The organism is Arthrobacter sp. MW3 TE3886 (assembly GCF_041262145.1).
In the GTDB taxonomy this organism is placed as follows: Bacteria; Actinomycetota; Actinomycetes; order Actinomycetales; family Micrococcaceae; genus Arthrobacter.
Genome location: NZ_JBGCAN010000001.1, coordinates 1,953,096 through 1,978,292 on the forward strand (window position 1 = coordinate 1,953,096; position 25,197 = coordinate 1,978,292).

The 25,197-nt window shown below is 68.2% G+C and carries 18 protein-coding genes; 9 read left to right on the forward strand and 9 right to left on the reverse strand.

Going from position 1 to position 25,197, the window contains the following annotated elements:
• The first annotated feature begins 31 nt into the window (after positions 1-31).
• On the forward strand, positions 32-1,669 hold the full coding sequence (locus ABH915_RS08870; protein ID WP_370120030.1) for a serine/threonine protein kinase: 1,638 nt from the start codon (positions 32-34) through the stop codon (positions 1,667-1,669).
• 60 nt (positions 1,670-1,729) lie between these two features.
• On the opposite strand, the gene ABH915_RS08875 is transcribed toward ABH915_RS08870, so the two are convergent.
• Positions 1,730-2,623, reverse strand: coding sequence for a TIGR01777 family oxidoreductase (locus ABH915_RS08875; protein WP_370120033.1), 894 nt, complete (start codon positions 2,621-2,623; stop codon positions 1,730-1,732).
• A gap of 74 nt (positions 2,624-2,697) precedes the next feature.
• Here ABH915_RS08875 and ABH915_RS08880 point away from each other — a divergent pair, with 74 nt between their 5' ends.
• Positions 2,698-6,303: a S41 family peptidase gene (locus tag ABH915_RS08880; RefSeq protein WP_370120035.1), complete on the forward strand. Its 3,606-nt coding sequence runs from the start codon at positions 2,698-2,700 to the stop codon at positions 6,301-6,303.
• Positions 6,304-6,417: 114 nt separating this feature from the next.
• Here the strand turns inward: ABH915_RS08880 and ABH915_RS08885 are convergent, their stop codons facing one another.
• Positions 6,418-6,846 (reverse strand): OsmC family protein, encoded by a 429-nt coding sequence (locus ABH915_RS08885; RefSeq protein ID WP_026266249.1) that lies wholly within the window; start codon positions 6,844-6,846, stop codon positions 6,418-6,420.
• Between the two features lie 209 nt (positions 6,847-7,055).
• On the opposite strand from ABH915_RS08885, the gene ABH915_RS08890 reads away from it, so the two are divergent.
• Positions 7,056-7,439: a VOC family protein gene (locus ABH915_RS08890; RefSeq protein ID WP_370120038.1), complete on the forward strand. Its 384-nt coding sequence runs from the start codon at positions 7,056-7,058 to the stop codon at positions 7,437-7,439.
• A 134-nt stretch (positions 7,440-7,573) separates the two neighbouring features.
• On the opposite strand, the gene ABH915_RS08895 is transcribed toward ABH915_RS08890, so the two are convergent.
• From ABH915_RS08895 to ABH915_RS08910, 4 genes are all read right to left on the reverse strand, one after another.
• On the reverse strand, positions 7,574-7,924 hold the full coding sequence (locus ABH915_RS08895) for a hypothetical protein (protein WP_018772389.1): 351 nt from the start codon (positions 7,922-7,924) through the stop codon (positions 7,574-7,576).
• 150 nt (positions 7,925-8,074) lie between these two features.
• Positions 8,075-9,835, reverse strand: coding sequence for a 2-oxoglutarate dehydrogenase, E2 component, dihydrolipoamide succinyltransferase (gene sucB, locus ABH915_RS08900; RefSeq protein WP_370120040.1), 1,761 nt, complete (start codon positions 9,833-9,835; stop codon positions 8,075-8,077).
• 126 nt (positions 9,836-9,961) lie between these two features.
• The gene (gene lpdA, locus ABH915_RS08905; protein ID WP_018772391.1) at positions 9,962-11,347 is read right to left on the reverse strand and encodes a dihydrolipoyl dehydrogenase; all 1,386 of its coding nucleotides are present in this window, start codon (positions 11,345-11,347) and stop codon (positions 9,962-9,964) included.
• 263 nt (positions 11,348-11,610) lie between these two features.
• Positions 11,611-13,152, reverse strand: coding sequence for a leucyl aminopeptidase (locus tag ABH915_RS08910; RefSeq protein WP_370120044.1), 1,542 nt, complete (start codon positions 13,150-13,152; stop codon positions 11,611-11,613).
• A 379-nt stretch (positions 13,153-13,531) separates the two neighbouring features.
• On the opposite strand from ABH915_RS08910, the gene ABH915_RS08915 reads away from it, so the two are divergent.
• The 4 genes from ABH915_RS08915 to ABH915_RS08930 all read left to right on the forward strand — a co-directional run bounded on the left by ABH915_RS08915 (position 13,532) and on the right by ABH915_RS08930 (position 19,067).
• The gene (locus ABH915_RS08915) at positions 13,532-14,470 is read left to right on the forward strand and encodes a proteasome assembly chaperone family protein (protein ID WP_018772393.1); all 939 of its coding nucleotides are present in this window, start codon (positions 13,532-13,534) and stop codon (positions 14,468-14,470) included.
• A gap of 34 nt (positions 14,471-14,504) precedes the next feature.
• Complete coding sequence (locus tag ABH915_RS08920; RefSeq protein WP_370120047.1) at positions 14,505-15,836, forward strand: nitrate/nitrite transporter; 1,332 nt, start codon at positions 14,505-14,507, stop codon at positions 15,834-15,836.
• A gap of 139 nt (positions 15,837-15,975) precedes the next feature.
• Entirely contained in the window at positions 15,976-17,445 is a 1,470-nt protein-coding gene (locus ABH915_RS08925; protein ID WP_370120050.1) for a DUF4192 family protein, read from the forward strand.
• 284 nt (positions 17,446-17,729) lie between these two features.
• The gene (locus tag ABH915_RS08930; protein WP_370120052.1) at positions 17,730-19,067 is read left to right on the forward strand and encodes an RNA polymerase sigma factor; all 1,338 of its coding nucleotides are present in this window, start codon (positions 17,730-17,732) and stop codon (positions 19,065-19,067) included.
• A 257-nt stretch (positions 19,068-19,324) separates the two neighbouring features.
• Here ABH915_RS08930 and ABH915_RS08935 read toward each other — a convergent pair whose 3' ends face one another.
• Positions 19,325-19,546, reverse strand: a complete 222-nt coding sequence (locus ABH915_RS08935; RefSeq protein WP_026266251.1) for a hypothetical protein — start codon at positions 19,544-19,546, stop codon at positions 19,325-19,327.
• A 250-nt stretch (positions 19,547-19,796) separates the two neighbouring features.
• On the opposite strand from ABH915_RS08935, the gene ABH915_RS08940 reads away from it, so the two are divergent.
• Together ABH915_RS08940 and ABH915_RS08945 are read left to right on the forward strand one after the other, a co-directional pair.
• Positions 19,797-21,905 carry a type IIA DNA topoisomerase subunit B gene (locus tag ABH915_RS08940; RefSeq protein WP_370120054.1) on the forward strand — a complete coding sequence of 703 codons (2,109 nt, stop codon included), beginning with the start codon at positions 19,797-19,799 and terminating at the stop codon, positions 21,903-21,905.
• A gap of 183 nt (positions 21,906-22,088) precedes the next feature.
• On the forward strand, positions 22,089-23,615 hold the full coding sequence (locus tag ABH915_RS08945) for a M20/M25/M40 family metallo-hydrolase (protein WP_370120056.1): 1,527 nt from the start codon (positions 22,089-22,091) through the stop codon (positions 23,613-23,615).
• A gap of 118 nt (positions 23,616-23,733) precedes the next feature.
• On the opposite strand, the gene ABH915_RS08950 is transcribed toward ABH915_RS08945, so the two are convergent.
• Together ABH915_RS08950 and ABH915_RS08955 are read right to left on the reverse strand one after the other, a co-directional pair.
• Entirely contained in the window at positions 23,734-24,723 is a 990-nt protein-coding gene (locus ABH915_RS08950) for a M56 family metallopeptidase (RefSeq protein ID WP_370120059.1), read from the reverse strand.
• Between the two features lie 6 nt (positions 24,724-24,729).
• Positions 24,730-25,116, reverse strand: coding sequence for a BlaI/MecI/CopY family transcriptional regulator (locus ABH915_RS08955; RefSeq protein ID WP_018772400.1), 387 nt, complete (start codon positions 25,114-25,116; stop codon positions 24,730-24,732).
• Positions 25,117-25,197 lie beyond the last annotated feature (81 nt).

Below are 25,197 nucleotides of genomic sequence, written 5' to 3' on the forward strand. Positions count from 1 at the left end.
ACGATTCCGCGCAATCGACTATTCCTTAGGCATGGAAGATTTTCCGCCGGCCGCCGGTGCGGCCCCCGAGGTTCCCGGTTACGACGTCGGACGCCTGCTGGGGCGCGGCGGCAGCGCCACGGTCTGGCTCGCCACCGAAAAGTCCACGGGCCGGGAATTCGCCCTGAAATGCTTCGATGCAGGCCGCACCGCACCAGAGGACTCCGAGGCGGAGGACGTCATGCGGCGCGAAGTCCGGATCCTCTCCGCCTTGGAACACAGCCACCTGGCCCGCGCGCATGCCGTGGTGCGCCTGCCGGCTCACGAGTCCGGCGGCGGCAGCCTCGGGCTTGTGCTGGACTACGCGCCCGGCGGCTCACTGGCGACGCTCGTGGGCAGCCGGGGACGCCTGGGCCCGGGAGAAACGGTGACGGTTCTGACACCCATCGCGCAGGCCCTGGCATACCTTCACAGCCGAGGCTTCACCCATGGTGACGTGGCCCCCGGCAATGTGCTCTTTACCGCCGAGGGGAAACCGTTGCTGGCCGATCTCGGCGTCGGGCGCATGGTGGCCGACGCCGCTCCTGTCTCAGAGTCCGGCACGGCAGGATTCCGGGATCCCGCCCCCGTGGACGCTGTGCGGGCCGGGCTCCAGCCCGAGCGCGACGTCTACTCCCTGGCCGCCCTGGGCTGGTATTGCCTCACCGGGCGGGCTCCGGAGCCGGGGGCGCAACGTCCACCGCTGAGCCTGCTCGCGCCGGAGGTGCCGGCCACGTTAGTGTCGGCCCTCGAGGCGGGCCTGGGTGGGGAGCGGCGGCAGCGTCCCGCGGCGGCGGAGTTTGCCGCAATGGTTTACCGCACCGCCCGGGCGGAGCCTGTCGACCTGTCGGTCTCCGTGCATCCCACGGTCATCCCCCAACTGCTCACACGCAAGGCCGTGCAGCCCGGTCCGGGCCGGCGCCCAGGCGCTGTCCGGGCCGGACTCCACCGCGGGCTCCGCAGGACCCCCGCGCGCAGGACCCCCGCGCGGCGGGCCCTGCTGCCCGGTCTCGCGGCTGCAACCCTGCTCGCCGGCACCTGGCTGCTGGCCGGCGGCGGGCTGGCCTCCGACGCCGTCGCCGGGCTGTTTCCAGGGTTCGTGCCGGGCCACGATCTGCCGGGGCAGGCAGGACGTCCCATGGGTCACGAGAGACCGGCGGCCCCGTCGGAGGGTCCGGCGGGCGAACCGCTGCCCTCCGCCGCTGACGGCGGGGCCACCGCCATCCTTCCCGATCTTGAGGCACTCCTGGCCTCAGCCGACCCGGTGGAGGCAGTCCGCGGCCTGGCCCGGCTCCGTTCGCTGGCACTGAGCTCCGGCGACTTCAGCCTGCTCGATGCCGTCAACGCCCCGGAGTCGGCGGCCGCCGCCTCCGACGGCCGGATCAGGACCCAGCTCAGCGCCTCCGGCCATGTCCTGGCCGGATTCTCGACCTCCCTGACCCGGATCGAGACCACCGCGGACAACAGCGCCGCCCGGGCCGTGGTGGCGGTCACCACTGAGCCGTCCGCGTACCGGGAGGTTGACGGGAACGGCGCCACAGTGGCTGAAGTACCCGCAGGCTCCGCGCAGCAGCTTCGCCTTGTCCTGGTGCCCGTCGACGGGCGGTGGCGGATCCAGGACGTCCTGCCCCCGGGGCGCGAAGCCGGCTAGGGTGCCGCCCGGTGGTCATCCTGGCCCCGGTCACCGACCTGCCCTGGAAAAGCAACCACGCTAGCCGCGCCCTGCCACCCAGGCGGCGGCCCCGGCGAGGGACGGGTGCTGCCAGGCGAAGCTGTTCTCCGCCAGCACGGCCGGCTCCAGCCGCTGGCTCGCGAGCAGCAGTTCCTCGGCAAGATCGCCCATCACCAGCCGCAGCACCGGGGCGGGAACCCGCAGCGCCGCCGGCCGGTGCAGCGCCGTTGCCAGCTGCGCGATCAGGGAATTCACGTCTGCGGCTTCGGGGGCGCAGACGTTGACCGGTCCGGACACGGGCGCGGAGAGAAGGAAGGAAAAGGCGGCGGCCACATCGGGCAAAGTGATCCACGGCCAGAACTGCCGGCCGTTGCCCAGCGGACCGCCGACGCCGAGGCGCAGCAGCGGCAACAACCGGCCCAGTGCGCCGCCGGAACGGCTCAGGACGACGCCGGTGCGGGGCGTGACCACCCGGACCCCGGCGGGTGCCTCATGCGCCGCGGCCTCCCAGTCGACGCAGATCCGGGACAGGGTGCCGGTCCCGGCGGGCGCGTTCTCGCGCAGCACCGCCGCACCGGCGTTGCCGTAGTAACCGGAGGCCGACTGGCTCAGGAACACCGCGGGCGGCGAGTCGGTCCGCGCCATGGCGGCGGCCAGGGTCCGGGTAGCCCCCAGCCGGGAGGCGCTGAGTTCCTTGACCCGTGCCTTGGTCCAGGGCCGGTCGCCGATTCCTGCGCCGGAGAGGTTGACCACCGCGTCCGCGCCCTTCAGCGCGGTGTCGTCGATCCGGCCGGCGGCCGGGTCCCACTGGAACTCGGCGGGGGACGCGGGGGCACGCCTGACCAGGGCGAGAACGTCGTGCCCTTCGCTGCGCAGTGCGCCCGAAAGGGCCGTTCCAATCAGCCCGGAGGCCCCGGCAATGAGGATTCGCATGATCCATCTCACCATGCCCGGCACGGCCGCGAAACCTCCCGGGCCGCACGGGCCGTTGTCGCTATGATCGAACGATGACCCCCTCGAGTTACTTCCGTTTCCCGCATCTGCACGGCGATCTGGTCACTTTTGTGGCCGAGGACGACGTCTGGATTGCACCCGTGGGCGGGGGCCGCGCCTGGCGCGTGTCCTCCCTGCAATTGCCGGCCCGCAACCCCCGCTTCACCCCCGACGGCAAGCGCCTTGTCTGGACCGTCGTGCAGGGGACTGCCCCGGAGGTCGTCACGGCCAACGTCGACGGCGGCGGCTACAGCCAGCTGAGCTACTTCGGCCACCCTTCCACCCGGGTCAAGGGCTTCACGCCCGACGGCGACGTCCTGGTCACCAGCGCATTCCGCCAGTCAGACAGCCGTCACACCCACGCCTACAGCCTCCCCGTGACCGGCGGCTGGGCGCAGGAACTCCCGTTCGGCCCCGTCGAGTCCGTGGCCTATGGTCCCGTCGTCGGCGACGAACGCCCTGTGGTGCTCGCCAGCGTCCTGTCGCGTGAGCCCGCCTGGTGGAAGCGCTACCGCGGCGGCGCCGCCGGCAAGCTGTGGATCGACGCCGACGGAAACGGTGAATTCGTCCGGCTCGCCGCCGCGCTGGACGGAAACCTCACGGACCCGCTGTGGGTCAAGGGTCGGATCGCGTTCCTGTCCGACCATGAGGGCTACGGAAACCTCTACTCCGTGCTGCCCAACGGCAGCGACCTGCGGCGCCACACAGACCACGAGGACTTCTACGTCCGCCACGCCGCCACCGACGGCGAACGCGTCATCTTCGAATCGGCCGGCGAGCTCTGGCTGCTTCCCAGCCTCGACGCCGAGGCCGTCAAGCTAGACATTGTGCTCGGCTCCGCCTCGCAGGCGCGCCGCCCCGCCCCGCTGAAGCCTTCAAAGCACCTTGGCGACGTCGTACCGGACCGCACGGGCGCGTCCAGCGCCGTCGAATCCCACGGAACCGTCCACTGGCTGCGGCACAAGGACGGCCCTTCCCGCGTCCTCGAAGCCACACCGGGCGTGCGGGCACGGCTGCCGCGGCCCTTCGGCGAGGGCCGGATCGCCTATGTCGCCGACCACGACGGCGTCGAGGCCCTGTACCTGAAAGCCATTGCGGCGCCCCTGGCGGGCGCGGTTGCGGCAACATCGAAGGCTCCGCAGGCCGCCGCGCAGGCCCCTGTCGAGCCCGCTGCCCAGTCCAACGCCACCTCCGAAGACGCCGGCATCCAGTTGCCGAAGCCGGTGTCCGCCGCCGCGCTGACTGGCGCAGGATCAACCCCCGCCGCTGCCGGCGGTTCAGTGTCCAGCCCGGTCACGGCGGGCCCGGCCGCGGCTGCTGCGGACGCATCCGGCTCCATCTCCGGCTCCCGGCCCGACCGGGCCGGTGCGGGCACCGCCGTGGAGGCAGCGCCTGCCTCCGATGAGCTGACGCGGATCGACTTCCCCAAGCCCAGCCGGGCCAGCGCCATCGAAGCCAGCCCGGACGGGCGCTGGCTGGCTGTCGGCACCGCCTTCGGCGATATTTACCTTGCCGACACACGCACGGGCACGATATCCCAGCTGAGCAGCATCGGCGAGGGCAGCATTGAGGGATTCACGTGGTCCCCGGACTCCTCGTGGCTCGGCTGGTCCGAGCCGGTCACGTCCTTCGGATCCCGCAGCCGGCTCCGGATCACCCGGATCGACGGCGGCACCGGCACGGCGATCATTGATGTCACCGACGGCCGGTTCCGCGACGAGTCACCGTCGTTCACCCCGGACGGCAAATACCTCGCCTTCCTCTCCAACCGCAGTTTCGATCCGGTCTACGACGGCCACTCCTTCGATCTGTCCTTCCCGAGCCCGATCAAGCCGTACCTCGTCGCCCTCGCCGCCGACACACCGTCGCCGTTCGGTCCGAGCATCGACCTCCAGCTCTCCGCTGACGACGCCGCCGCTGCTGCGGCAGGCGCCGCCGGACCGGCAGGTGCTGCGCCCGGGACGCAGCCGGCAGCCAAACCCGTGCCGTCCGTGCGGGTCGACGCCGAGGGCCTGGCCCACCGCGTCATCGGAGTTCCGGTGCCGCAAGGCAACTACGCCGGACTCACCGCCGTCGCCGGCGCCCTGCTCTGGCTGGACAGCGAGCTCGCCGGCACCACCGGTGAGGGCCGGGCCAGCCTCGAGGACAAGGGCGCGGCGCCGAGCCTGGTCCGCTACGACCTGGCCAAGCGCCGCACAGCCACGATCGTTGAGGCCCTGGACAGCTACCGGCTCTCCGGCGACGGCGAAAAGATCGTGTTCATCCAGGACAAGCAGATCCGCGTGGCGCCGGCCGCCGCCAAGGCCGACGAGGACTCCGGCCAGCTGGTCAAGGTGGATCTTGGCCGCATCCGGGTGCAGCTGGACCCGCTCAGTGTGTGGGGCCAGGCCTTTGACGAGGCATGGCGGCTCCAGCGCGACTTCTTCTGGACCGAGGACATGGCCGGCCAGGACTGGGAGTCCGTCCATGCCCGCTATCGTCCGGTGGTCGAGCGCCTCGGCTCCCATGATGACCTTGTGGACCTGCTGTGGGAGCTGCACGGCGAGCTCGGCACCTCCCACGCCTACGTCCGCCCCACGGCCGCTGTCGAGAACGGCAGCAGCCCGCAGGGCCGCCTCGGCGCGGATCTGGAGTTCACCGGCGAGGGCTGGGAAATCACCCGCATCCTCGCGGGGGAGTCCTCGGACCCGCTGGCCACCTCGCCGCTGACCCGGCCCGGCGCCGACGCCAAACCGGGCGACGTCCTGCTGGCCATCGACGGCGTCGAGCTGACGCAAAAGCGGACCCCGGCAGTGCAGCTCGTCGGAGCAGCCGGCCGCGCCGTTGAACTCACCCTGCGCAACGGCGCAGGCCACGGTGCGGCCGCGGGCGCCCAGCGCCGCGTGGCCGTGGTCCCGGTCAAGGACGAGGAGCGCCTGCGCTACCAGGAATGGGTCTCCGGCAACCGGCGGACCGTCCGGGAAGCCTCGAACGGGACGTTCGGCTACCTGCACATCCCGGACATGATGGCCAACGGCTGGGCCCAGCTGCACCGCGACCTCGATACCGAAACGGCCCTGGACGGACTGATCGTCGATGTCCGGCGGAACCGCGGCGGACACACGTCCCAGCTGGTGGCTGAGCTCATCGGGCGAAAGGTCACCGGCTGGAGCATGCCGCGCGGGGAAAAGCCGCGGACGTACCCGCACCACGCTCCCCGCGGACCGGTCATCATCCTCACTGATGAGTTCGCCGGCTCCGATGGCGACATCATCACCCAGGTCTCCAAGCTGCGGGGGATCGGGCCCGTCATTGGCACCCGCACCTGGGGCGGCGTCGTGGGGATCGACAACCGTTTCGCGCTGGCCGACGGCACCGGCGTCACCCAGCCGCGCTACGCCACCTGGTTCGCCGGTGGCGTTGGCTGGGGCGTGGAAAACTTCGGTGTCACCCCGGATATCGAGGTGACCTTCCCGCCGCACGCCTACGCCGCCGGAACCGACCCGCAGCTGGAGTACGGAATCGGGGCGCTGAAGGAAATGATCCAGGAACTGCCCACGGACCGTCCGCCGCTGCGCGAGGGATACCGCCGGGTCCGGCCCGCACCGCTGCCTGCGCGCCAGCAGGCCGGCCAGGCCTAGGCGCTACCGCCCGCGAGACCCGCACAGACGGTCCGCGCAGGACAGATGACAAAGGCCCCCGCCGCCCTGGACATTCCAGGGCGGCGGGGGCCTCGCGTCGTACTGCGGCCGGAGCTAGGAGGCCAGGGTGGCGTCCAGGGTGATCTCGATGCCGGTCAGGGCAGCGGAGACGGGGCAGCCGGTCTTGGCCTCCTCGGCCAGCCGCTGGAAATCGTCGGCGGAAATGCCGGGGACCCGCGCGGCCAGGGTGAGGTGGCTGCCGGTGATCCCGGTGCCCGGCTGGAACGTCACGTCGGCCTTGGTGTTGATCTCCTCGGCCGTGTGGCCGGCCTGGGCCAGGGCGTTGCTGAACGCCATCGAGAAACAGGCGGAGTGTGCCGCCGCAATGAGCTCCTCGGGGCTGGTCTTGCCTTCGGCGGCCTCGGCGCGTGCCTTCCAGGTGACGTCGAAGTTGCCCAGCCCGGAGCTGTCCAGGGTGGTGTTGCCGGCGCCTGTCATCAGGTCGCCATTCCATACAGTGTGTGCGGTGCGTGTTGTTGCCATGTCCACTCCTCGACGTCGTTGTGAATCAGGGATCCGGCGGGTGCCGGAGCCTGCCTTGGTCAATCCTAGGGATTCTGTGCGGCCGCCGCACAGGGGTTCCGCTGTCAGAGGATTGTGACCTGCGCAGAAAGTTCGCTGTTCGGTGTTCGCTGTACAGCGGTTGTCCGTGGAGCGGTTGCCCGTGCAGCGGTTGTCCGTACAGTGTGGTCATGGAATTTACCGAAGATGCGCAGGCGCCAGGGGCGCCCACGGCGCGCATCGCCACGATCATGGTCAACGCCGTCGACGCCTGGCGCCTGGCGCAGTTCTGGGCTCAGCTGTTGGGCACGGCGGTCTCCTCGCGCTTCGAACAGTTCGTCTGGCTGGAGCCCGCCGGTCCCGGAGCCCCGCAGTTGGCCTTCCAACAGGTCCAGGAACCCACGGACGGCAGGCGGCGCCTGCACCTGGACATCCATGGGCCGGACCCTGCGGCGTTGCGTGCCCGCGCCGAGTCCCTTGGTGCCGGGTTCGTGGAGGGCAATGACATTGGCGACTTCCACTGGGATGTCATGCAGGATCCCGAGGGCAACGAATTCTGCATCGCCGGCGAGTGACAGTCCGGCCTAACGGCGGCGGCCTTCACGGCGGCGGCTTAACGACGGCGGCTTAACGACGGCGGCGGCTTAACGACGGCGGCGCCGCACCCCGGCGGGGGAGCGGCGCCGCCATGGCCGGTGCAGTCAGCCTGTTACTGCCACAGGGTCGCGATCGCAACGTTGAGCAGTGCCAGGCCGCCAACGCTGTTGGCGAGGCCCTTGCTGATCGGCTCGCCCTTCTTGTACTTGCGGCGGCCAATGAAGGCCAGCACGCCGACGATCAGGGCGATGACGAGCTTGACGCCGAGCTTGGCGTAGTTGGCGTTCATGTCCAGGGCCGGGATCAGCCCCATCATGATGATGCCCGTGATCAGCTGCAGCATCGCGCCGTCGAACTGGCGCGGGTGGACGGTGGGCTTCTTCATCTGGCCGATCCAGATGCCGACAATCATGGCGGCGCCGATGATGTGCAGGAAGACCATGACGTTATAGACGATGTTCATGGCATCAGTGTAGCCAGAGTCTTCTACGCACCGTAGTAGGACCCGCCGCCGGCCCCGGGAAGGCACAGCAAAACGGCGGCGGCGGCACGGGCACCCGGTGGTTTCCCACCGGAGCCCGCACCGCCGCCGCCGTCGGTGTGCTCTTAGACCTTAGAGGCCGAGGTCGGCTTCGAAGGCGCCTTCCTCAAGGCGTGCCTTCAGCGTCTGCAGGAAGCGTCCCGCGTCGGCGCCGTCGACCAGACGGTGATCGTACGTCAGGGAGAGGTACATCATCGAACGGATGGCCAGCGAGTCATCACCGTTCTCGTCGGCGACCACTACGGCCCGCTTGACGATCGCGCCGGTGCCGAGGATGGCAACCTGCGGCTGGTTGATGATCGGGGTGTCGAACAGGGCGCCCACCGAACCGATGTTGGTGATGCTGAAGGTGCCGCCGGAAAGCTCGTCCGGGCCGATCTTGCCGTTGCGGGTGCGGTCGGCGACGTCGGCGATCTTGCCGGCCAGGCCGGCCAGGTTCAGGTTGCCAGCGTCCGAGATGACCGGAACCAGCAGGCCCTTGTCGGTGTCCACCGCAATCGCCAGGTGCTCGGCGTTGTGGTAGGTGATCTCCTGCTTGTCCTCGTCGTAGGAGGCGTTGACCTTCGGGTGCTGCTTCAGGGCCTCGGCGACAGCCTTGGCGATGAAAGGCAGGAAGGTCAGCTTGGAGCCGTTCTGGGCCTGGAAGGAGTTCTTGGCCTTGGCGCGCAGCTTGGCCACCTTGGTCATATCGACCTCGTGGACCTGAGTCAGCTGCGTGGAGATGTCCAGTGACTCGCGCATGCGGCGGGCGATGACCTGGCGGATGCGCGGGGCCTTCTGCACGGTGCCGCGCAGCGAGGATGCTGCGCCTGCGGCCGGCGCAGATGCGGCGGGGGCCGCTGCTGCCGCCGCCGGTGCGGAAGCGGCCGGTGCCGCCTTTGCCTCAGCAGCTGCCAGCACATCCTGCTTGCGGATTCGGCCGCCGACACCGGTGCCGGTCAGGGCCGCGATGTCGACACCCTGCTGGTTGGCCAGCTTGCGGACCAGTGGAGTGACGTAGCCGGACTCTGCCGGTGCGGCAGCTGCTGCCGGAGCCGGAGCGGCGGGAGCAGCGGCTGGGGCTGCGGCCGGGGCGGCGGGGGCTTCCTGCTTGGGTGCTTCCGGGGCCGGGGCCGGGGCCGGGGCTGCTGCCGGGGCAGCGGGCGCTTCCTGCTTGGGGGCTTCCGGTGCAGCGGCGGGCGCCGGTGCGGCAGGTGCCGCGGCGCCGGAGCCGATGACGGCCAGGACGGAGCCGACCTCGGCCGTCTCGTCCTCGTTGACGCGGATTTCCAGGAGGGTTCCGGCAACCGGGGACGGGATTTCGGTGTCAACCTTATCGGTGGAAACCTCGAGCAGCGGCTCGTCGACCTCTACGGTGTCGCCGACGCTCTTCAGCCAGCGGGTCACAGTGCCTTCGGTGACGCTTTCGCCCAGGGCCGGCAGCGTGACGTCGTGTCCTTCACCCGCGGGAGCAGACTCGGGAGCGGCAGCCGGTGCCTCGGCAGCGGGAGCGGCGGGAGCTTCGGCGGCCGGTGCCTCCGCGGGGGCCTCTTCGGCGGCCGGGGCTTCTTCGGCGGGCGCGGCGGCCGGAGCCTCAGCGGCGGCCGGGGCGGCATCGCCGGAGCCGATGCGGACCAGCGGGGCACCAACTTCAGCGGTCTCGTCCTCGGCGACGAGGATTTCCTCGATCACGCCGGCGATCGGAGAGGGGATCTCGGTGTCTACTTTGTCGGTGGAGACTTCGAGCAGCGGCTCGTCCACCTCTACCCGGTCACCGACCTGCTTGAGCCAGCGGGTGACGGTTCCTTCGGTGACGCTCTCACCGAGGGCGGGCAAGTTAACGGATTCAGACATGTCGTCCCCGTTCTCCTTATTGATCTTTAGTGCGGATGATTGCTGCCTTGGTTGAGCTTAGTGCACCCGGCATTTTCGGCCGGGTGCACCAAGCACAGAGTTCTTGCGGTGGTGCGGGCGGAGCTGCTAGCCGTGGAGGGGCTTGCCCGCCAGCGCCAGATGCGCCTCGCCCAGGGATTCGTTCTGGGTGGGGTGGGCGTGGACCAGCTGGGCCACGTCCTCCGGGTAGGCTTCCCAGTTCACGATCAGCTGGGCTTCACCGATCTGCTCGCCCATGCGGGCGCCGATCATGTGGACGCCGACCACGGGGCCGTCTTTCTGGCGTACCAGCTTGACCAGGCCGGACGTGCCCAGGATGGAGCTCTTGCCGTTGCCGGCCAGGTTGTATTCCTGGGTCTGGATCTGGTCCTCGCCGAACTTCTCCTTGGCGGCCTTCTCGCTGTAGCCGACGGTGGCGATCTCGGGCTCGGAGTAGGTGACCTTGGGGATGTTGACGTCTTCGACGATGACCGGCTTCAGGCCGGCGATCTCTTCGGCGACGAAGATGCCCTGCTGGTAGCCGCGGTGGGCCAGCTGCACGCCCGGAACGATGTCGCCGACGGCGAAGATGTTGCCGACGCCGGTGTGCAGGCGCTCGTTGGTGATGACGAAGCCGCGGTCGATCGTGATCCCGGCCTCTTCGTAGCCGAGGTTGGCCGTGACAGGGCCGCGGCCGACGGCGACGAGCAGGAGGTCGGCTTCGAAGGTCTTGCCGTCCACGAGGGTGACCTTCACGCCGTCGTCGTTCTGCTCGACGCCCTGGAAGAAGACTCCGGTGGAGAACTTGATGCCGCGCTTCTTGAAGGCGCGCTCGAAGGCCTTGACGATCGTGGCGTCCTCGTTCGGAACCAGCGACGGGAGGCCCTCGACGATCGTGACGTCGACGCCAAAGGACTTCCAGACCGAAGCGAACTCGACGCCGATCACGCCGCCGCCCAGGATGATCGCGCTCTTGGGGATGTAGTCCATGGTGAGGGCTTCGTCGGAGGTGATGACCTTGCCGCCGATTTCCAGGCCCGGAAGCGTGCGGGAGTAGGAGCCGGTCGCGAGGACAATGTTCTTGCCCTTGTACGCGGTGCCGTTCACGACGACGGTGTCGGTGCCCTGAAGCTTGCCTTCACCCTCAATGACGGTGATGCCCTTCTTGCCCTTGATCAGACCCTGCAGGCCCTTGAATTTGCCGGCAATGATGCCGTCTTTGTATGCGTTGACAGCGGTGATGTCGATGCTGTCAAGGGTCACGTTGACGCCGTACTTGGCCGAGTCGCGGGCGTGGTCGGCCAGCTCCGCCGAGTGCAGCAGGGCCTTGGTGGGGATACAGCCGTTGTGGAGGCACGTGCCGCCGAGCTTGCCCTTTTCGATGAGGCCGACGGTGAGGCCAAGCTGGACAGCACGGAGGGCGGTGGCGTAGCCGCCGCTGCCGCCGCCGAGTACCAGGATGTCGAATTCTTGCGCAGTTGCCTGATCGGCCACTAAAACGCTCCCTCGCGTGAACGATGACACGAGAGTACGCATCATCTGGTCTTGGAACCTGCCTGCCGCGATTGGGCCGGCCGGTTCCCTTTCATTGGTGACTACTTCATTTGGTTCTGCTTCTGGGAAACAAGGTTTACCTTAGCGAACCACTAATACATGCTCCACCTTGCCATGGCGTTTGTGGAGCGCTTGTGTCCAGTGTCACGCGGCTTTGTGGCCGGGAAGGCATCGCCGCCCCGGCCACAAAGCCGCCGTGCGCGCTAGACGGCGTTGGCGAGGATGTCCTCGACGTAGGCCACCAGGGTGCGGACGGTGCAGCCCGTGCCCTGTTTGTGGTTGTAGCCGTAGGGGCTGCCGTTGTTGAACGACGGCCCGGCGATGTCGATGTGCGCCCACGGGATCTGTTCCCCGTCCTTGCCCTTGCCGACGAATTCGCGCAGGAATACGGCTGCCGTCATCATGCCGCCGTGGCGTTCGCCGATGTTGGCGATGTCGGCAACCTGGGAGTCGAGGCTGGCCCGGAGTTCTTCCGGCAGCGGCATAGGCCAGACGAGCTCGCCGGCACGGTCCGCGGCGGTCTTGATGGCGCCGGTGAGGGAGTCGGAACCCATCACGCCGGCGGTGCGGTCGCCCAGGGCAATGAGCTGGGCGCCGGTGAGGGTTGCGACGTCGATGATGGCGTCCGGGAATTCCTGGCTGGCGGCGACGATGCCATCGGCCATGACCAGGCGCCCCTCGGCGTCGGTGTTGAGGACCTCGACGGTCTTGCCGCCGAAGATGGTCAGCACGTCGGCTGGACGCTGCGCGGCGCCGGAAGGCATGTTCTCCGCGATGCACAGCCAGGCGGTCGCCTTGACGGGCAGGCCCAGTCCGGCGATCGCCAGGACGGTGTTCAGCACGACGGCGGCGCCGGCCATGTCGGATTTCATGTCGCCCATGCCGAGGTGCGGCTTGAGCGAGATGCCGCCGGTGTCGAAGGTGATGCCCTTGCCCACGAGCGCGATCTTGGCGGTGGCCTTGGCGGGGGCGTATTCGACCTTTACGAGGCGCGGCTGGCGGGTGGAGCCCTTGCCGACGCCGAGGATGCCGCCGAAGCCGTCCTTCTCCAGACGCTTCTCGTCCCAGACGGTCACTTTGACGGGCAGGCCCTTGGCCAGTTCCTTGGCGGCGTCGGCAAACGTTTCGGGGTACAGGTGGCTCGGCGGCTGGTTGACCAGCGAGCGGGTGGCGTTGACGGCCTTGCCGATCAGGGCGGCGCGCTCCAGCACGGGTGCCAGGGCCTTGTCCGCGGCGAAGTCGGTGCGGATGACGACGTTCTTCACCGGATCCTTGAGCCCGTCCTTGGAGGACCGGAACTCCGTGTAGGAGTAGGCGCCCATCGCGGCGCCCTCGGCGACCGCCGCGACCTCGGCCAGGGTGGTCGTCGGCAGGGCCAGGGTGACGGTGGTGACGCCGGCCAGCTGGCGGACGGCCGAGCCGGCGGCGCGGCGCAGCGCCTCCTCGGTGAGCGGCTGCTTCGCTGTGGCTTTGTTCGTCGGCAGCTTGCCGACGCCGGCGAGCAGCAGGATGGTCGCTCCCGCCTCGGGCAGGCCGGGCAGCCGGTGAGCCTGGTCCGCCGCGCCCGTGATGCCAAGAACGCTCAGTGACTCCGCCAGGGCCTCCGCGGCCTTGGCCGTCAGCGGATTCTCGAGCAGGACCGGACCGTCCGGACCCTGTCCGACGCCGATGACGAGGGCATCGCTGGGGGACTTCTTCAAATCCCCTGCGACTGCACTAAGTTTGACTTCACTATTCTTGACCACGAGGACAGTCCTCAATTCTCTGTGATGGTTCTCGGTGATATTCGGCAGGAACTGCATGTTTGGCACCCTGCCACGGATCCCGGGGAGCCGTCGGTGTGGGACGCAACCCGGTGTCTGCAAAACAAGCCCTGGGGCCACCACCGATCGTAGTCTCTCGACAGTGCGGACATTCAATCGAATGAGAGCTGGAGCACACCCCGGGCAGGAATTAGCCCGGGGGCCGGGGCGTTGTAGTGGTAAAGGCGTTGCCGTGCGGTGAGTGCTCCCTGGCACTGGCCGGCAGGATCTGCCTGACTGGCGGTTCTGCCTGGCACCGGCCTCGGATGACCCGAACCGCGCCCCGCTTGTCCCACCGCCGCCATCGTGAAAGGAACACGCCGTGATTGAACGGATTTCCGGCTCCTTGCTGGATCCCCAGTCGCTTTATGTCCGTGATGACGCGCTGTTCTCCAGCACCGAACTGCGCGGACTCAACCTCGTCATGGGGTTCACCGGCTTCGCCGACGCCGGTCACGTGGTCCGGCAAATCACCGCTGAACTGCTGGACACGCTCGATGCCGAGATGATCGCCGAGTTCGACGCCGACCAGCTGATTGACTACCGGTCCCGGCGCCCCCAGATCAGCTTCGTCGAAGACCACCTGCAGGACTACCAGGCACCGAGCCTGGCCCTCTACCGGTTGGTCGACGGACTGGGCAGCCCGTTCCTGCTCCTCGCGGGGTTCGAGCCGGACCTGCAATGGGAGCGTTTCGCGCGCGCCGTCGTCGGCCTCGTCGAGGAGCTCGACGTCAACCTCGTCACCTGGATCCACTCGATCCCGATGCCCGTTCCCCACACCCGGCCGGTCGGTGTGACCGTGCACGGCAACCGGCCGGAGCTGATCGAGGGAATCTCTGTCTGGAAGCCCACAGTGGAGGTGCCGGCCGCGGTGGGCCACATCCTGGAGCTGCGGCTGACGGAGGCCGGCCGGAACATCGCAGGCTATGTGATCCACGTGCCGCACTACCTGGCCGAAGCCGAGTACCCCACGGCCGCCGTCGCCGGACTCGAGTACCTGGGCGCGGCAACCTCCCTCATGTTGCCGACCGACCGTCTGCGCGAGGCGGGACGCGAGGTGGGCCGGCAGATTGCCGAGCAGATCGAGGCATCCGAAGAGGTCCAGCAGGTGGTCTCACGGCTGGAGACCCGATATGACGAAAAGGCCGAGGGGACGGTCCGGAGGTCGCTGCTGGCAGACGAGAACGACCAGCTCCCCAACGCCGACGCCCTTGGAGCCGCCGTCGAGGCGTACCTGGCCCGTAAAGAACCCGGCGAATAAATACTATTTATGATGAACCGGGCATAATGGGGGAGTGACCTCTCCCCGCGCCTGGCTGATCTGGATCGTCGGGATCTTCGCCTATCTCGTGGCGGTCAGCCAGCGGACCTCTTTCGGGGTGGTCGGGCTGGAAGCAACGGAACGCTTCCACGCCAGTGCCGCGGAGATCTCCTTCTTCACCGTGCTGCAGCTGCTGGTCTACGCGGCGCTGCAGATTCCCGTGGGCATTCTGGTGGACCGGTTCGGCTCCCGCGCCATGCTCGCCGGCGGCGGTGTCCTGATGGGACTCGGCCAACTTCAGCTGGCATTTGCCGACAACATTCCCGGCGGAGTCCTGGGACGCGTCCTGGTGGGCGCCGGTGACGCCATGACGTTTATCTCCGTCATCCGGCTCATCCCGCTCTGGTTCGCCCCGGGGCGCGTCCCGCTTCTGACGCAACTGACCGGCATGTCCGGCCAGCTCGGCCAGCTCTTCAGCGTGGTGCCGTTCGCCATGATCCTGCACTCCGCGGGGTGGACTCCTGCCTTCCTGACCCTCGCCGCGATGTCCGGCCTCGTCGTCGTGCTGGTCCTGATCCTGCTCCAGGACCTTCCGCCCGGGCACTCCGGGCCTGCACAGTCCCAGGGGCTGCGCGCCACCGGCATTTCGCTGGGACACGCCTGGCGTCAACCCGGGACCCGGCTGGGGCTATGGAGCCACTTCACCGTCCAGTTCAGCGGCACGGTCTTTGCCATGACGTGGGGCTACCCTTTCCTGATTTCGGCCGAGGGGCTGGACCGCGGCACGGTCTCGGCCCTCATGGCGCTGTACGTCGCCGCCGCCATCGCCGCCGGACCCCTGATGGGCAGGTTCGTTGCCCGGCATCCGCTGCGGCGCTCCACCATGGTGCTGCTCATTTCCGGATGCACTGCCGCCGCCTGGGCGGCGGTCCTGCTGGTGCCGGGACGCGCGCCGCTCTGGCTCCTGGCCGCGCTAGTGGTGACCCTCGCCGTCGGCGGCCCCGGCTCCATGATCGGCTTCGACTTCGCCCGGACCTTCAACCCGGCCCACCGGCTCGGCACCGCCACCGGGATCGTCAACGTGGGCGGCTTCATCGCCGCGCTGGTGTCCATCTACCTGATCGGGCTGGTGCTCGACGTCCTGCATGCCACCGGGTTCTCGCAGGGGGAGCTCTATGGCCTGGATCCGTTCCGCGTGGCCCTGAGCGTGCAGTTCCTGCTGCTGGCCGGGGGAGCAGCCGCCATCATCGTGACCCGGCGGAAGGTCCGGCGCCAGATGGCGGCCCAGGGAGTCATGGTTCCGCCCCTGCTCAAGTCCCTCACCGAGCAGCGCAGGCTGGTCGCGGAGCGCCGCCGCACGCCCTGAGCCGTTCGTTTGGCAGGTTCGGTGGTTCTGCGGGGAGCCCTTTCGGCGTTCGGGTGTCATGCGCCGATTAACGATCGGTTATCCACATAGCGCAGTCCGGTACTGCCGCCGGGAACCCGGCCGCCGCGAAGCTGGGCTTATGACAGCTCCCGATCACCTGAAAATAACCGGCCCCGAAGACATCCTGGGCTTCATCCCGCACTCCCTCGGTTACTGGCCGGAACGCAGCCTCGTGGCCATGACCTTGCAAGGCAAACGCCTTGGAGCCACCTTGCGCGTCGACCTCCCCGTGCCCGGAGGCGGCTCAGGCCGGAGGGACATGCTGGCCGGCTTTGCGCGAAACGTCGTGACCTATCTGCAGGCGGACGACGCGGCTGATGGTTCGCTGCTGGCCTTCTTCACTGATGCCGGTGCCGGTGCCGGTGCCGATGCCGATGCTGACGCTGGCACGGACACTGGCAGCGCCGGAGGCGGCAATCCGTGGGCGGCCCTGCTCAAGGAACTCGAGCTTGCCCTCGAGGCAGCCGGATTGCCCGTGAGGGACGCCTGGATTATCGGTACTGAGTTCTGGCGCAACGCGCACTGCAATGACCCGGAATGCTGTGGGATGCCCGGCCGGCCGGTCGAGCAGATCAGGAACAGCAGGCTGAACGCCGAGATGGTCTACCGCGGCAGCAGCGTCGGCGCTATCCCCGGCGCTCAAGGGACCACCCCGGCGCTGCCGGTGGACCCCGCGGTGAGCCTTGCCGAGTGCGGCTGGGCGGAGCAATTCGCACCGCGACGGCGGGACCGGGCCCAATTCGACCAGGTCCTCGATGTCTGGGCGATGGCCCTGCAGGCCGCCATTGGCCCGGAGCAGGTTCCTGTCCCCGCCCCGGGTGACGCGGCCAAGGGTGCCGTCCCCGACGCCGGGACTACCGGTTCAGGGGCGCCCGATCCCAGGACCGCGGGCCGGTCCCTGCAGCTGTCGCCGGAACTGGCCGGCTACCTGCGGGCCAGCCTGAGCATTCCGGCATGGCGGGACGCGGTGCTGGTGATGACCGCAGCCGGACGGTCCGCGGCCGAACGCGGCGCTGAGGACTTCGGCATGTTCGACCCGGACCCCGGATCCGCCGTCTTGCCTGGAAACATGGCCGCCTCACGGCCCGGACCGACGCCCAGCCCCCTGCCGGGTCCAATGTCCGGCCGCACTTCCTGGTCCAGGTCCGTGCCGCGGATGCCGCTGCCGGACGCGTCCGCCAGCGGAGGCCCCGCCGCTGGCGCCGTGCCGGCTGCCGAGGCTGTTCCCGGTTACGGGGAAGTCCTGCTCGGACTGGCGCCGTCGGTCCCGGACTGGACCCTGATGGTCGGCCTCGAGCGGGTCCTTGAACGGCTCGGCGGTCTTGGTGACGGGGAGCCAACGGCAGCCGCCATAACGGCAAGGGGCTGGATCGAATGGTGCCGTGGCCGGGGCTCCTACGCCGACGCGCTCTACCGGCAGGCCTTGCAGGGCCACCCGGGGTACAGGCTCGCAGAATTGCTGGCAGAGCTTGGCCGGCGCGGCACCCTTTGCGGCTGGGCTGCCAGGCGGGAGGCGGCCTGGCAGAAGTTTGCCCCGGACGCGGCGTGAGGTCCTGACGCGGCGGGTGAAGCCGCCGCGATATCGACGACCCGGCGTCGGGAAAGGCACCCGGCCTGAAAACCGTGAGACAATGGTTGCCGAGACCCGGTTGGGTCCGTGTATCAAGTGCCCTAAATGTCCCCTGGAAACAGGGAACATTAAGGCCGCCCCAGCAGTTCTACTAAGTGGCTCTGCTGGTCGTGGTTGCACCTGATGTTGAACACGGACTTGACAGGGTCATAGTGGTGTTGCCCGTATGGTGATTCCGCAGACCGCAGCTAGAAAGGTTTTCAGTGACCCCGTCTTCCGCGAAGAAGGAACCCGCCGACCAGGCCGAATTGTCCCCTGAGGAGAAGAAGGCGGCGACCAACGCCAAGCGCGCCGCCACGCGCGCAGCCAACAAGGCTGTTAAGGACGCCGCTTCCGCAGAGGGTGGCGACACCGTAACCGGAGTCGCCAAGCCTGAGCCCAAGAAGCGCGGGCCCAAGCCCGGCGCGAAAGCCGCGGCAGAAGCCGCCGGCAACTCTGCCAGTACGTCTGACGATGACGTCGACGCCGAAGAGGATCTCGACGACATCACGCCCGACGCCGCCGAGCTCGGCGACGAAGTAGAAGGCGAGGAAGTCGCCGGCAAGGCTGCGGCCACCACCGGCTCCGGCTTCGTCTACTCCGACGCCGACGACGACGACGCTCCGGTGCAGCAGGTTATGTCTGCCGGCGCCACCGCCGACCCCGTCAAGGACTACCTGAAGCAGATCGGCAAGGTTGCCCTGCTGAACGCCGAGCAGGAAGTCGACCTGGCCCTGCGGATCGAGGCCGGTCTCTTCGCTGAAGAAAAGATCGCCGCCGACGACGGCAGCATGGATCCGAAACTCAAGCGCGAGCTCGAATTCGTCATCCACGACGGCAAGCGCGCCAAGAACCACCTGCTGGAGGCCAACCTACGCCTCGTCGTCTCGCTGGCCAAGCGCTACACCGGCCGCGGCATGCTGTTCCTGGACCTGATCCAGGAAGGCAACCTGGGCCTGATCCGTGCGGTCGAGAAGTTCGACTACACCAAGGGCTTCAAATTCTCCACGTACGCCACCTGGTGGATCCGCCAGGCGATCACCCGCGCCATGGCCGACCAGGCCCGTACCATCCGCATCCCGGTGCACATGGTGGAAGTCATCAACAAGCTGGCCCGCGTCCAGCGCCAGATGCTGCAGGACCTCGGCCGCGAACCCACCCCGGAGGAGCTGGCCCTCGAACTCGACATGACCCCGGAAAAGGTCGTGGAGGTCCAGAAGTACGGCCGCGAGCCCATCTCGCTGCACACCCCGCTCGGCGAGGACGGCGACTCCGAATTCGGCGACCTCATCGAGGACTCCGAAGCCGTGGTTCCCGCGGATGCCGTGAGCTTCACCCTGCTGCAGGAACAGCTGCACTCGGTGCTGGACACGCTCTCCGAGCGCGAAGCCGGCGTGGTCGCAATGCGCTTCGGCCTTACCGACGGCCAGCCGAAGACTTTAGACGAAATCGGCAAGGTCTACGGTGTGACGCGCGAGCGCATCCGCCAGATCGAATCCAAGACCATGTCCAAGCTGCGGCACCCGTCGCGCTCACAGGTCCTGCGCGACTACCTGGACTAAGCGCCACTGGTCACAGGCCAGGCAAAAGTTCACAGCAACGCGGGGTCCCTTCCCGCCCATCCTCGCCGGAGGAACGGGCCGGAAGGGACCCCGCGTTGCTTTTTGCCGCCGCAGCCGGGTGCACGGCACTTAACCGAACCGGCACCTGACGAAATGGCACTTAACGAATCAGGGCCCCTCCGGTATGGAGGGGCCCTGATGCAGTGGTCCCAGATCGCCCGGAACCCTGTGGGATGCCGGGCCGAAACTGGTGCGGTCTAGTCGACCGGAACCGGGGCCTTCTGGTGAAGGCGGTCAGTCTCATCATGCCAGTCTGAACTGAGCGGCTTGAGTGTCGGTTCTACGGCGCGTGCGTGGTGGCCGCAGAAAAGAAGCTCACCGCCGGAGGCACCGAGAACAACTCGGACATATGCCTGTGCTCCGCAACGATCGCACCGGTCTGCGGCGGTCAGTGTGCGGTCCGCAACTGCTGTTGTCATGTTCGGCCTCCTTAGTAGATCGGTATACCTATATAACCAGCATTCGGGGCCAAACCATGGCACGGATGGCCTACTTTCGCTGTCCGCGTATCACGTCTCAGTAACGGCGAGGGGCCGGAGAGTCCCTGCGGGGAGTGGCAAACAGTGGATCACCCGGAGTCCGACTAACCTAGGAAGAGCGTCAAATTCTGTGACTGCCGCCTGCGCACGCTGCGGTGGCCGTCCCGATCCTGTAAGGAGTTCACGACCCGTGGCACCCAGTTCTGATTACACCGCCCGGCACCTCTCCGTGCTGGAGGGCCTCGAGGCCGTCCGTAAGCGCCCGGGCATGTACATCGGCTCCACGGACTCCCGCGGACTCATGCACTGCCTCTGGGAAATCATCGACAACTCCGTCGACGAGGCCCTCGCCGGCTTCGGCCACGACATCAAAATCATCCTCCACGCGGACAACTCGGTCGAGATCCACGACGACGGCCGCGGCATCCCCGTGGACGTCGAACCGAAAACCGGGTTGACCGGCGTCGAGGTCGTGTTCACGAAACTGCACGCCGGCGGAAAGTTTGGCGGCGGCTCCTACACCGCCTCCGGCGGCCTGCACGGCGTTGGCGCCTCGGTGGTCAACGCGCTCTCGGCCCGCCTCGACGTCGAAGTCGACCGCGGCGGCAAGACATACAAGATGTCCTTCCGCCGCGGGGAGCCGGGCCGGTTCAAGGATCCGGGCACCAAGCCGGATCCCGCGACCCTCTTCGAACCCTTCATCGACGGTTCTGTGCTCGACGTCGTGGGGAAAGCCAAGCGCGGCGTGACCGGAACCCGGATCCGCTACTGGGCGGACCGGCAAATCTTCACCCCCGACGCCAAATTTTCCTACGATGACCTCGCCGCGCGTGCCCGCCAGACCTCGTTCCTGGTCCCCGGACTGAAGCTCACGGTCCGGGATGAACGCAGGATTGCCGGCACGCCCGGCGAATCCGGCCCGCATGAGGAGGTCTTCCACCACGACGGCGGCATCTCCGAATTTGTCGACTTCCTCGCCGCCGACCCCGCCGTCACGGATATCTGGCGCCTCCACGGTGCCGGGAAATTCAAGGAAACAGTCCCCGTCCTCGACGAAAAGGGCCACAGCCAGCTCGCGGAAGTCGAGCGCGACTGTGAGGTCGACGTCGCGCTGCGCTGGGGGATCGGCTACGACAGCACGGTCCGCACCTTCGTCAACATCATTTCCACGCCCAAGGGCGGCACCCACCAGTCCGGTTTCGAACAGGCCCTGCTCAAGACCTTCCGCAAGGCCGTGGAGACCAATGCCCGCAAGCTCAAGGCCGGCAACGACAAGATCGAAAAAGACGACATCTTCGCCGGCCTGACCGCGGTCCTGACCGTCCGGCTGGCCGAACCGCAGTTCGAGGGCCAGACCAAGGAAATCCTGGGCACCTCGGCCGTGCGGGCCATTGTGGCCAAGGTGGTGGAACAGGAGATCACCGCGAAGCTGACCTCCGCGAACCGCAACGACAAGGCCCAGTCCGCGCTGCTGCTGGAAAAGATCGTCAGCGAGATGAAGTCCCGCATCTCGGCGCGGGTCCACAAGGAAACCCAGCGCCGCAAGAATGCGCTGGAGACCTCCTCCATGCCCACCAAGCTCGCCGACTGCCGCACCGACGACGTCGGACGCTCCGAACTGTTCATCGTCGAAGGTGACTCCGCGCTCGGCACCGCCAAACTGGCGAGGTCCTCCGATTTCCAGGCACTGCTGCCGATCCGCGGCAAAATCCTCAACGTCCAGAAGGCCTCGGTGGGGGACATGCTCTCCAACGCCGAGTGCGCGGCGCTGATCCAGGTGGTGGGGGCCGGTTCCGGCCGGACGTTCGACATCGGCGCCGCCCGGTACGGCAAAGTCATCCTGATGACCGACGCCGACGTCGACGGCGCCCACATCCGGACCCTGCTTCTAACGCTCTTCTTCCGCTACATGCGCCCGATGATCGACGAGGGCCGCGTCTTCGCCGCCGTCCCGCCGCTGCACCGTGTGGAGGTTGTCAACGCCGGCCAGAAGGCCAACGAGATGATCTACACCTACTCCGAGGCTGAGCTCCACGTCCTGCTGGCGCGGCTCGCCAAGGAGGGCAAGCGCTACAAGGAGCCGATCCAGCGGTACAAGGGCCTGGGCGAAATGGATGCCGAGCAGCTGGCCGAAACCACCATGGACCCGCGCCACCGGACGCTCCGCAAGGTCGGGATCGAGAACGCCAAGCAGGCCGAAGAGACTTTCGACCTGCTGATGGGCTCGGACGTGGCGCCCCGCAAGGACTTCATCATTGCAGGCGCCGCCAACCTGGACCGGGAGCGCATCGACGCCTGACGCCCCGCCGGCGGGACGTGTCCGGCGGGACGGGCCAGCGACGGACGTCCCTGCCGTCGCGGCGGCTTTGCCGGCGCGCCCGGTTCTCCCAACCTTTGCCCAAGGTGCTTCCGATAGCTTCATCTCACCCATGCGGGCAAGGACGCCCGGAATGGATTCCGCAGCCGAATCCAGGAGAACCCTATGAAGCAACGCCGGAATATCCGCCGCGCGGCCATCGCCGCCTCGATCGGATTGGCGGCCACTTTTGCGCCGCCCGCACTCGCTGACAACGGAACAAACACGGCACCCCTGCGTGCCACCGTGTCGGCCACGAACATCATGAAGCACCTCGCGGCCCTCCAAGCCGTTGCGGGCGCCAACGGCGGCACCCGCGCTGCCAGCACGCCGGGCTACGAAGCCTCCGCCCGGTACATCGAGGGCAAGTTGCGGGCCGCCGGCTACACCCCGGTCCGCCAAACCTTCCCCTACGAGCTCTACGACACCGTCTCGGCGTCGATGGAGCGTCTCTCGCCATCCCCACGAACCTACGCCTATAACGCCCCGGACGGCTTCCTCGATATGAATTATTCCGGTTCCGGCGACGTCACGGCCCCGCTGAGCGCCGTCGACATCAACCTGGCCGGCGACCGGGCCTCCACCAGCGGCTGCGAGGCAGCCGACTTCGGCGGGTTCACGGCGGGCAACATCGCCCTGCTCCAGCGCGGCACCTGCACCTTCCGGATCAAGGCGGACAACGCCGCCGCGGCCGGGGCGGCCGGCGTCATCATCTTCAACCAGGGCAACGACGACCCGACGGACGAGCGCTTTGCCCTCTTCGGCGGCACGCTGGACGCGCCTCAGGCAGGTATCCCGGTGGTCAGCACCAGCTTCGCCACCGGCGCCGAACTCGCCGGGCTGACCGGTGTCAGCATGCACCTCGCCGTGAGCTCCACCGTCACCAAGCTGACCTCGTTCAACATCCTGGCCGACACCGGCGGACGGGCGGACCGCACCGTCCTGGTGGGGGCGCATCTGGATTCCGTGCCGGAAGGGCCGGGCATCAACGACAACGGCACCGGAACAGCCGCCATCCTCGAGACGGCGATCCAGCTGAAGGCGTCGGGGCAGACCCCCGTGAACAGGGTCCGCTTCGCCTTCTGGGGAGGGGAGGAGCCCGGACTTGTCGGCTCCGACTTCTACACCTCCCAGCTGACGGCGAGCCAGATCAAGGCCCACGCGGTCAACCTCAACTTCGACATGGTCGGCTCGCCGAACTTTGTGCGGTTCGTCTACGACGGCGACGGCTCCTCCTTCGGTACGAAGGGCCCCAACGGCTCCGGACTCGTCGAGAAGGTCTTCCTGGACTACTTCAAGTCCCAGAACCTGCCTACTGCCCCTACGCAGTTCGACGGGCGCTCGGACTACTCCGGGTTCATCAACAACGGGATTCCGGCGGGTGGCCTGTTCACCGGCGCGGAAGACCTCAAGACGGCGGAGGAGGCGGCGGTCTTCGGCGGGACACCGAACGTGGCGCATGACGCCTGCTACCACCAGGCCTGCGACACCATCGGCAACGTCAATACCACTGTGCTGGAGCAAATGGCCGACGCGATCGCCCACTCGACACTGACCTTCGCCATGACCACCTCGGCGATCAATGGAACGTCCAAGGGCAACGGGTCCGGCAACGTCGACCTCCAATTCAAGGCCAGCAAGCTGCTGAAATAGCGGCGCAGATGGCTAACCTGGCGCGAAACCGGCCGCCCCGCCGCTCCTGTGGCGGGGCGGCCGGCGTCTCGGCGGGAAGATCAGGTTCCGCGCGGACCAGGTCGGCGGGGGACCGGCCTTAGCCGAGCAGGCCGGGGACCAGCAACAGGGCCGTCGGCACGGCCAGCAGGAGCACGCAGCAGGCCAGGACGGCGGCGCGCAGCGGTTCCGACAGCGGCGGCTGCGGCGAGAGCAGGCGGCTGACGCGGGACGCCGTCGTGCCCGCCGAGCCACTGCCTCCGGTGGCGCCGGGCTGGCTGGGGTCGGCGTCGGACAGGCGAGGCTCGCCGAATGCCATGCGCACCGCCGGGGTGGCCGGGGACCCGCTGGCCACAATGGCAATCGCCCTGATCAGGGTCGCCTTGCTCTCCGTCTTGAGCGCAACGTCGTCGGCCAGCATCTCGATCAAGGAGTTGACCGACTCCTGCGCCAGCCGGGTGGTGGGCAGCCACGGCAGGGCCTGGCGCCACGCGGCGAAGGCCCACAGCAGGAGGTGATGGCGCTGGCTCAGGTGGGCGTTCTCGTGAATCAGCACGGCGCGCAATTCATCGGGTTCCAGGGCGGCCATGAGGCCGTCGGAGAGAACAGTCACAGACCGTGCGCCGCCGGGCAGGCAGTACGCCACGGGCGAGTCCACGTTCAGGACCATGGTCCCCGGGCCGTCGGAGGACGGTGAGGCCAGAAGGTCCAGCAGCTCGCGGTGGCGCCGGCGCTGGCGCTGGATCTTGTAGTAGGTCAGCAGCAGGGTAAATACCAGGTGCGCCGTCAGCAGGGCCGCGGCCGAGAGCGCAAAGATGTGCCAGAAGCCCAGTTCAGTGGTGGGTGCATTGTGGAAGACCATTCCCCCCAGCGCCCGCAGGCCCGAGAGCAGGTTGTCCCCGACCGGCTCGAGCCCGTAGACCAGCATGGCGCCGATCATGGACAGGCCGCCGGCCAGGGCGATCGCCTGCCACAGCAGCATCGCCGTGAAGGGGGAGCGGGCCGGCCACTGGGCACGGGAGAGCAGGATAGGCACCGGCCACGCCAATGCTATCGCCAGGACCGCCAGAAAATATGAGGTCCAGAACATCGGGCGCTAGCTGCGGCCCAATAGCTTGCGCAGGGTTTCTGCCTCGTTGTCTGTGACGGAACCAATGAACCGGGCCAGGACGGCTTCGCGGTCCGGGGCGGAGCCGAGGACCTCGTGCATGAGTTCCGCGGTGTGGTCCGCGCGGCTCGAAACGGCCTGGTAGCGGTGGGGGCGGGTGCCGCGTTCGCGTTCCACGAGGCCCTTCCGCTCAAGACGCGAGAGCACGGTCAGCACCGTGGTGACCGCGAGGTCCTTGCCCACATGTCCGGCGCTGCCGTCCTGGGGCTGGGTGCTTTGTGCGAGGAGGTCCCGCAACGTGTTGGCTGTCGCAGCTTCTTGGCCTGCCCAGAGCAGGTCCATCACTGCCCGTTCCAGTTCACCGAGACTTGCCATTGCGTACATCCTTCTATGCCTGCCGCGCCGGCGTCATGCTGGGAAACTGCTGGTGCCTGCCGGAGCGGTGTATGTGAATAC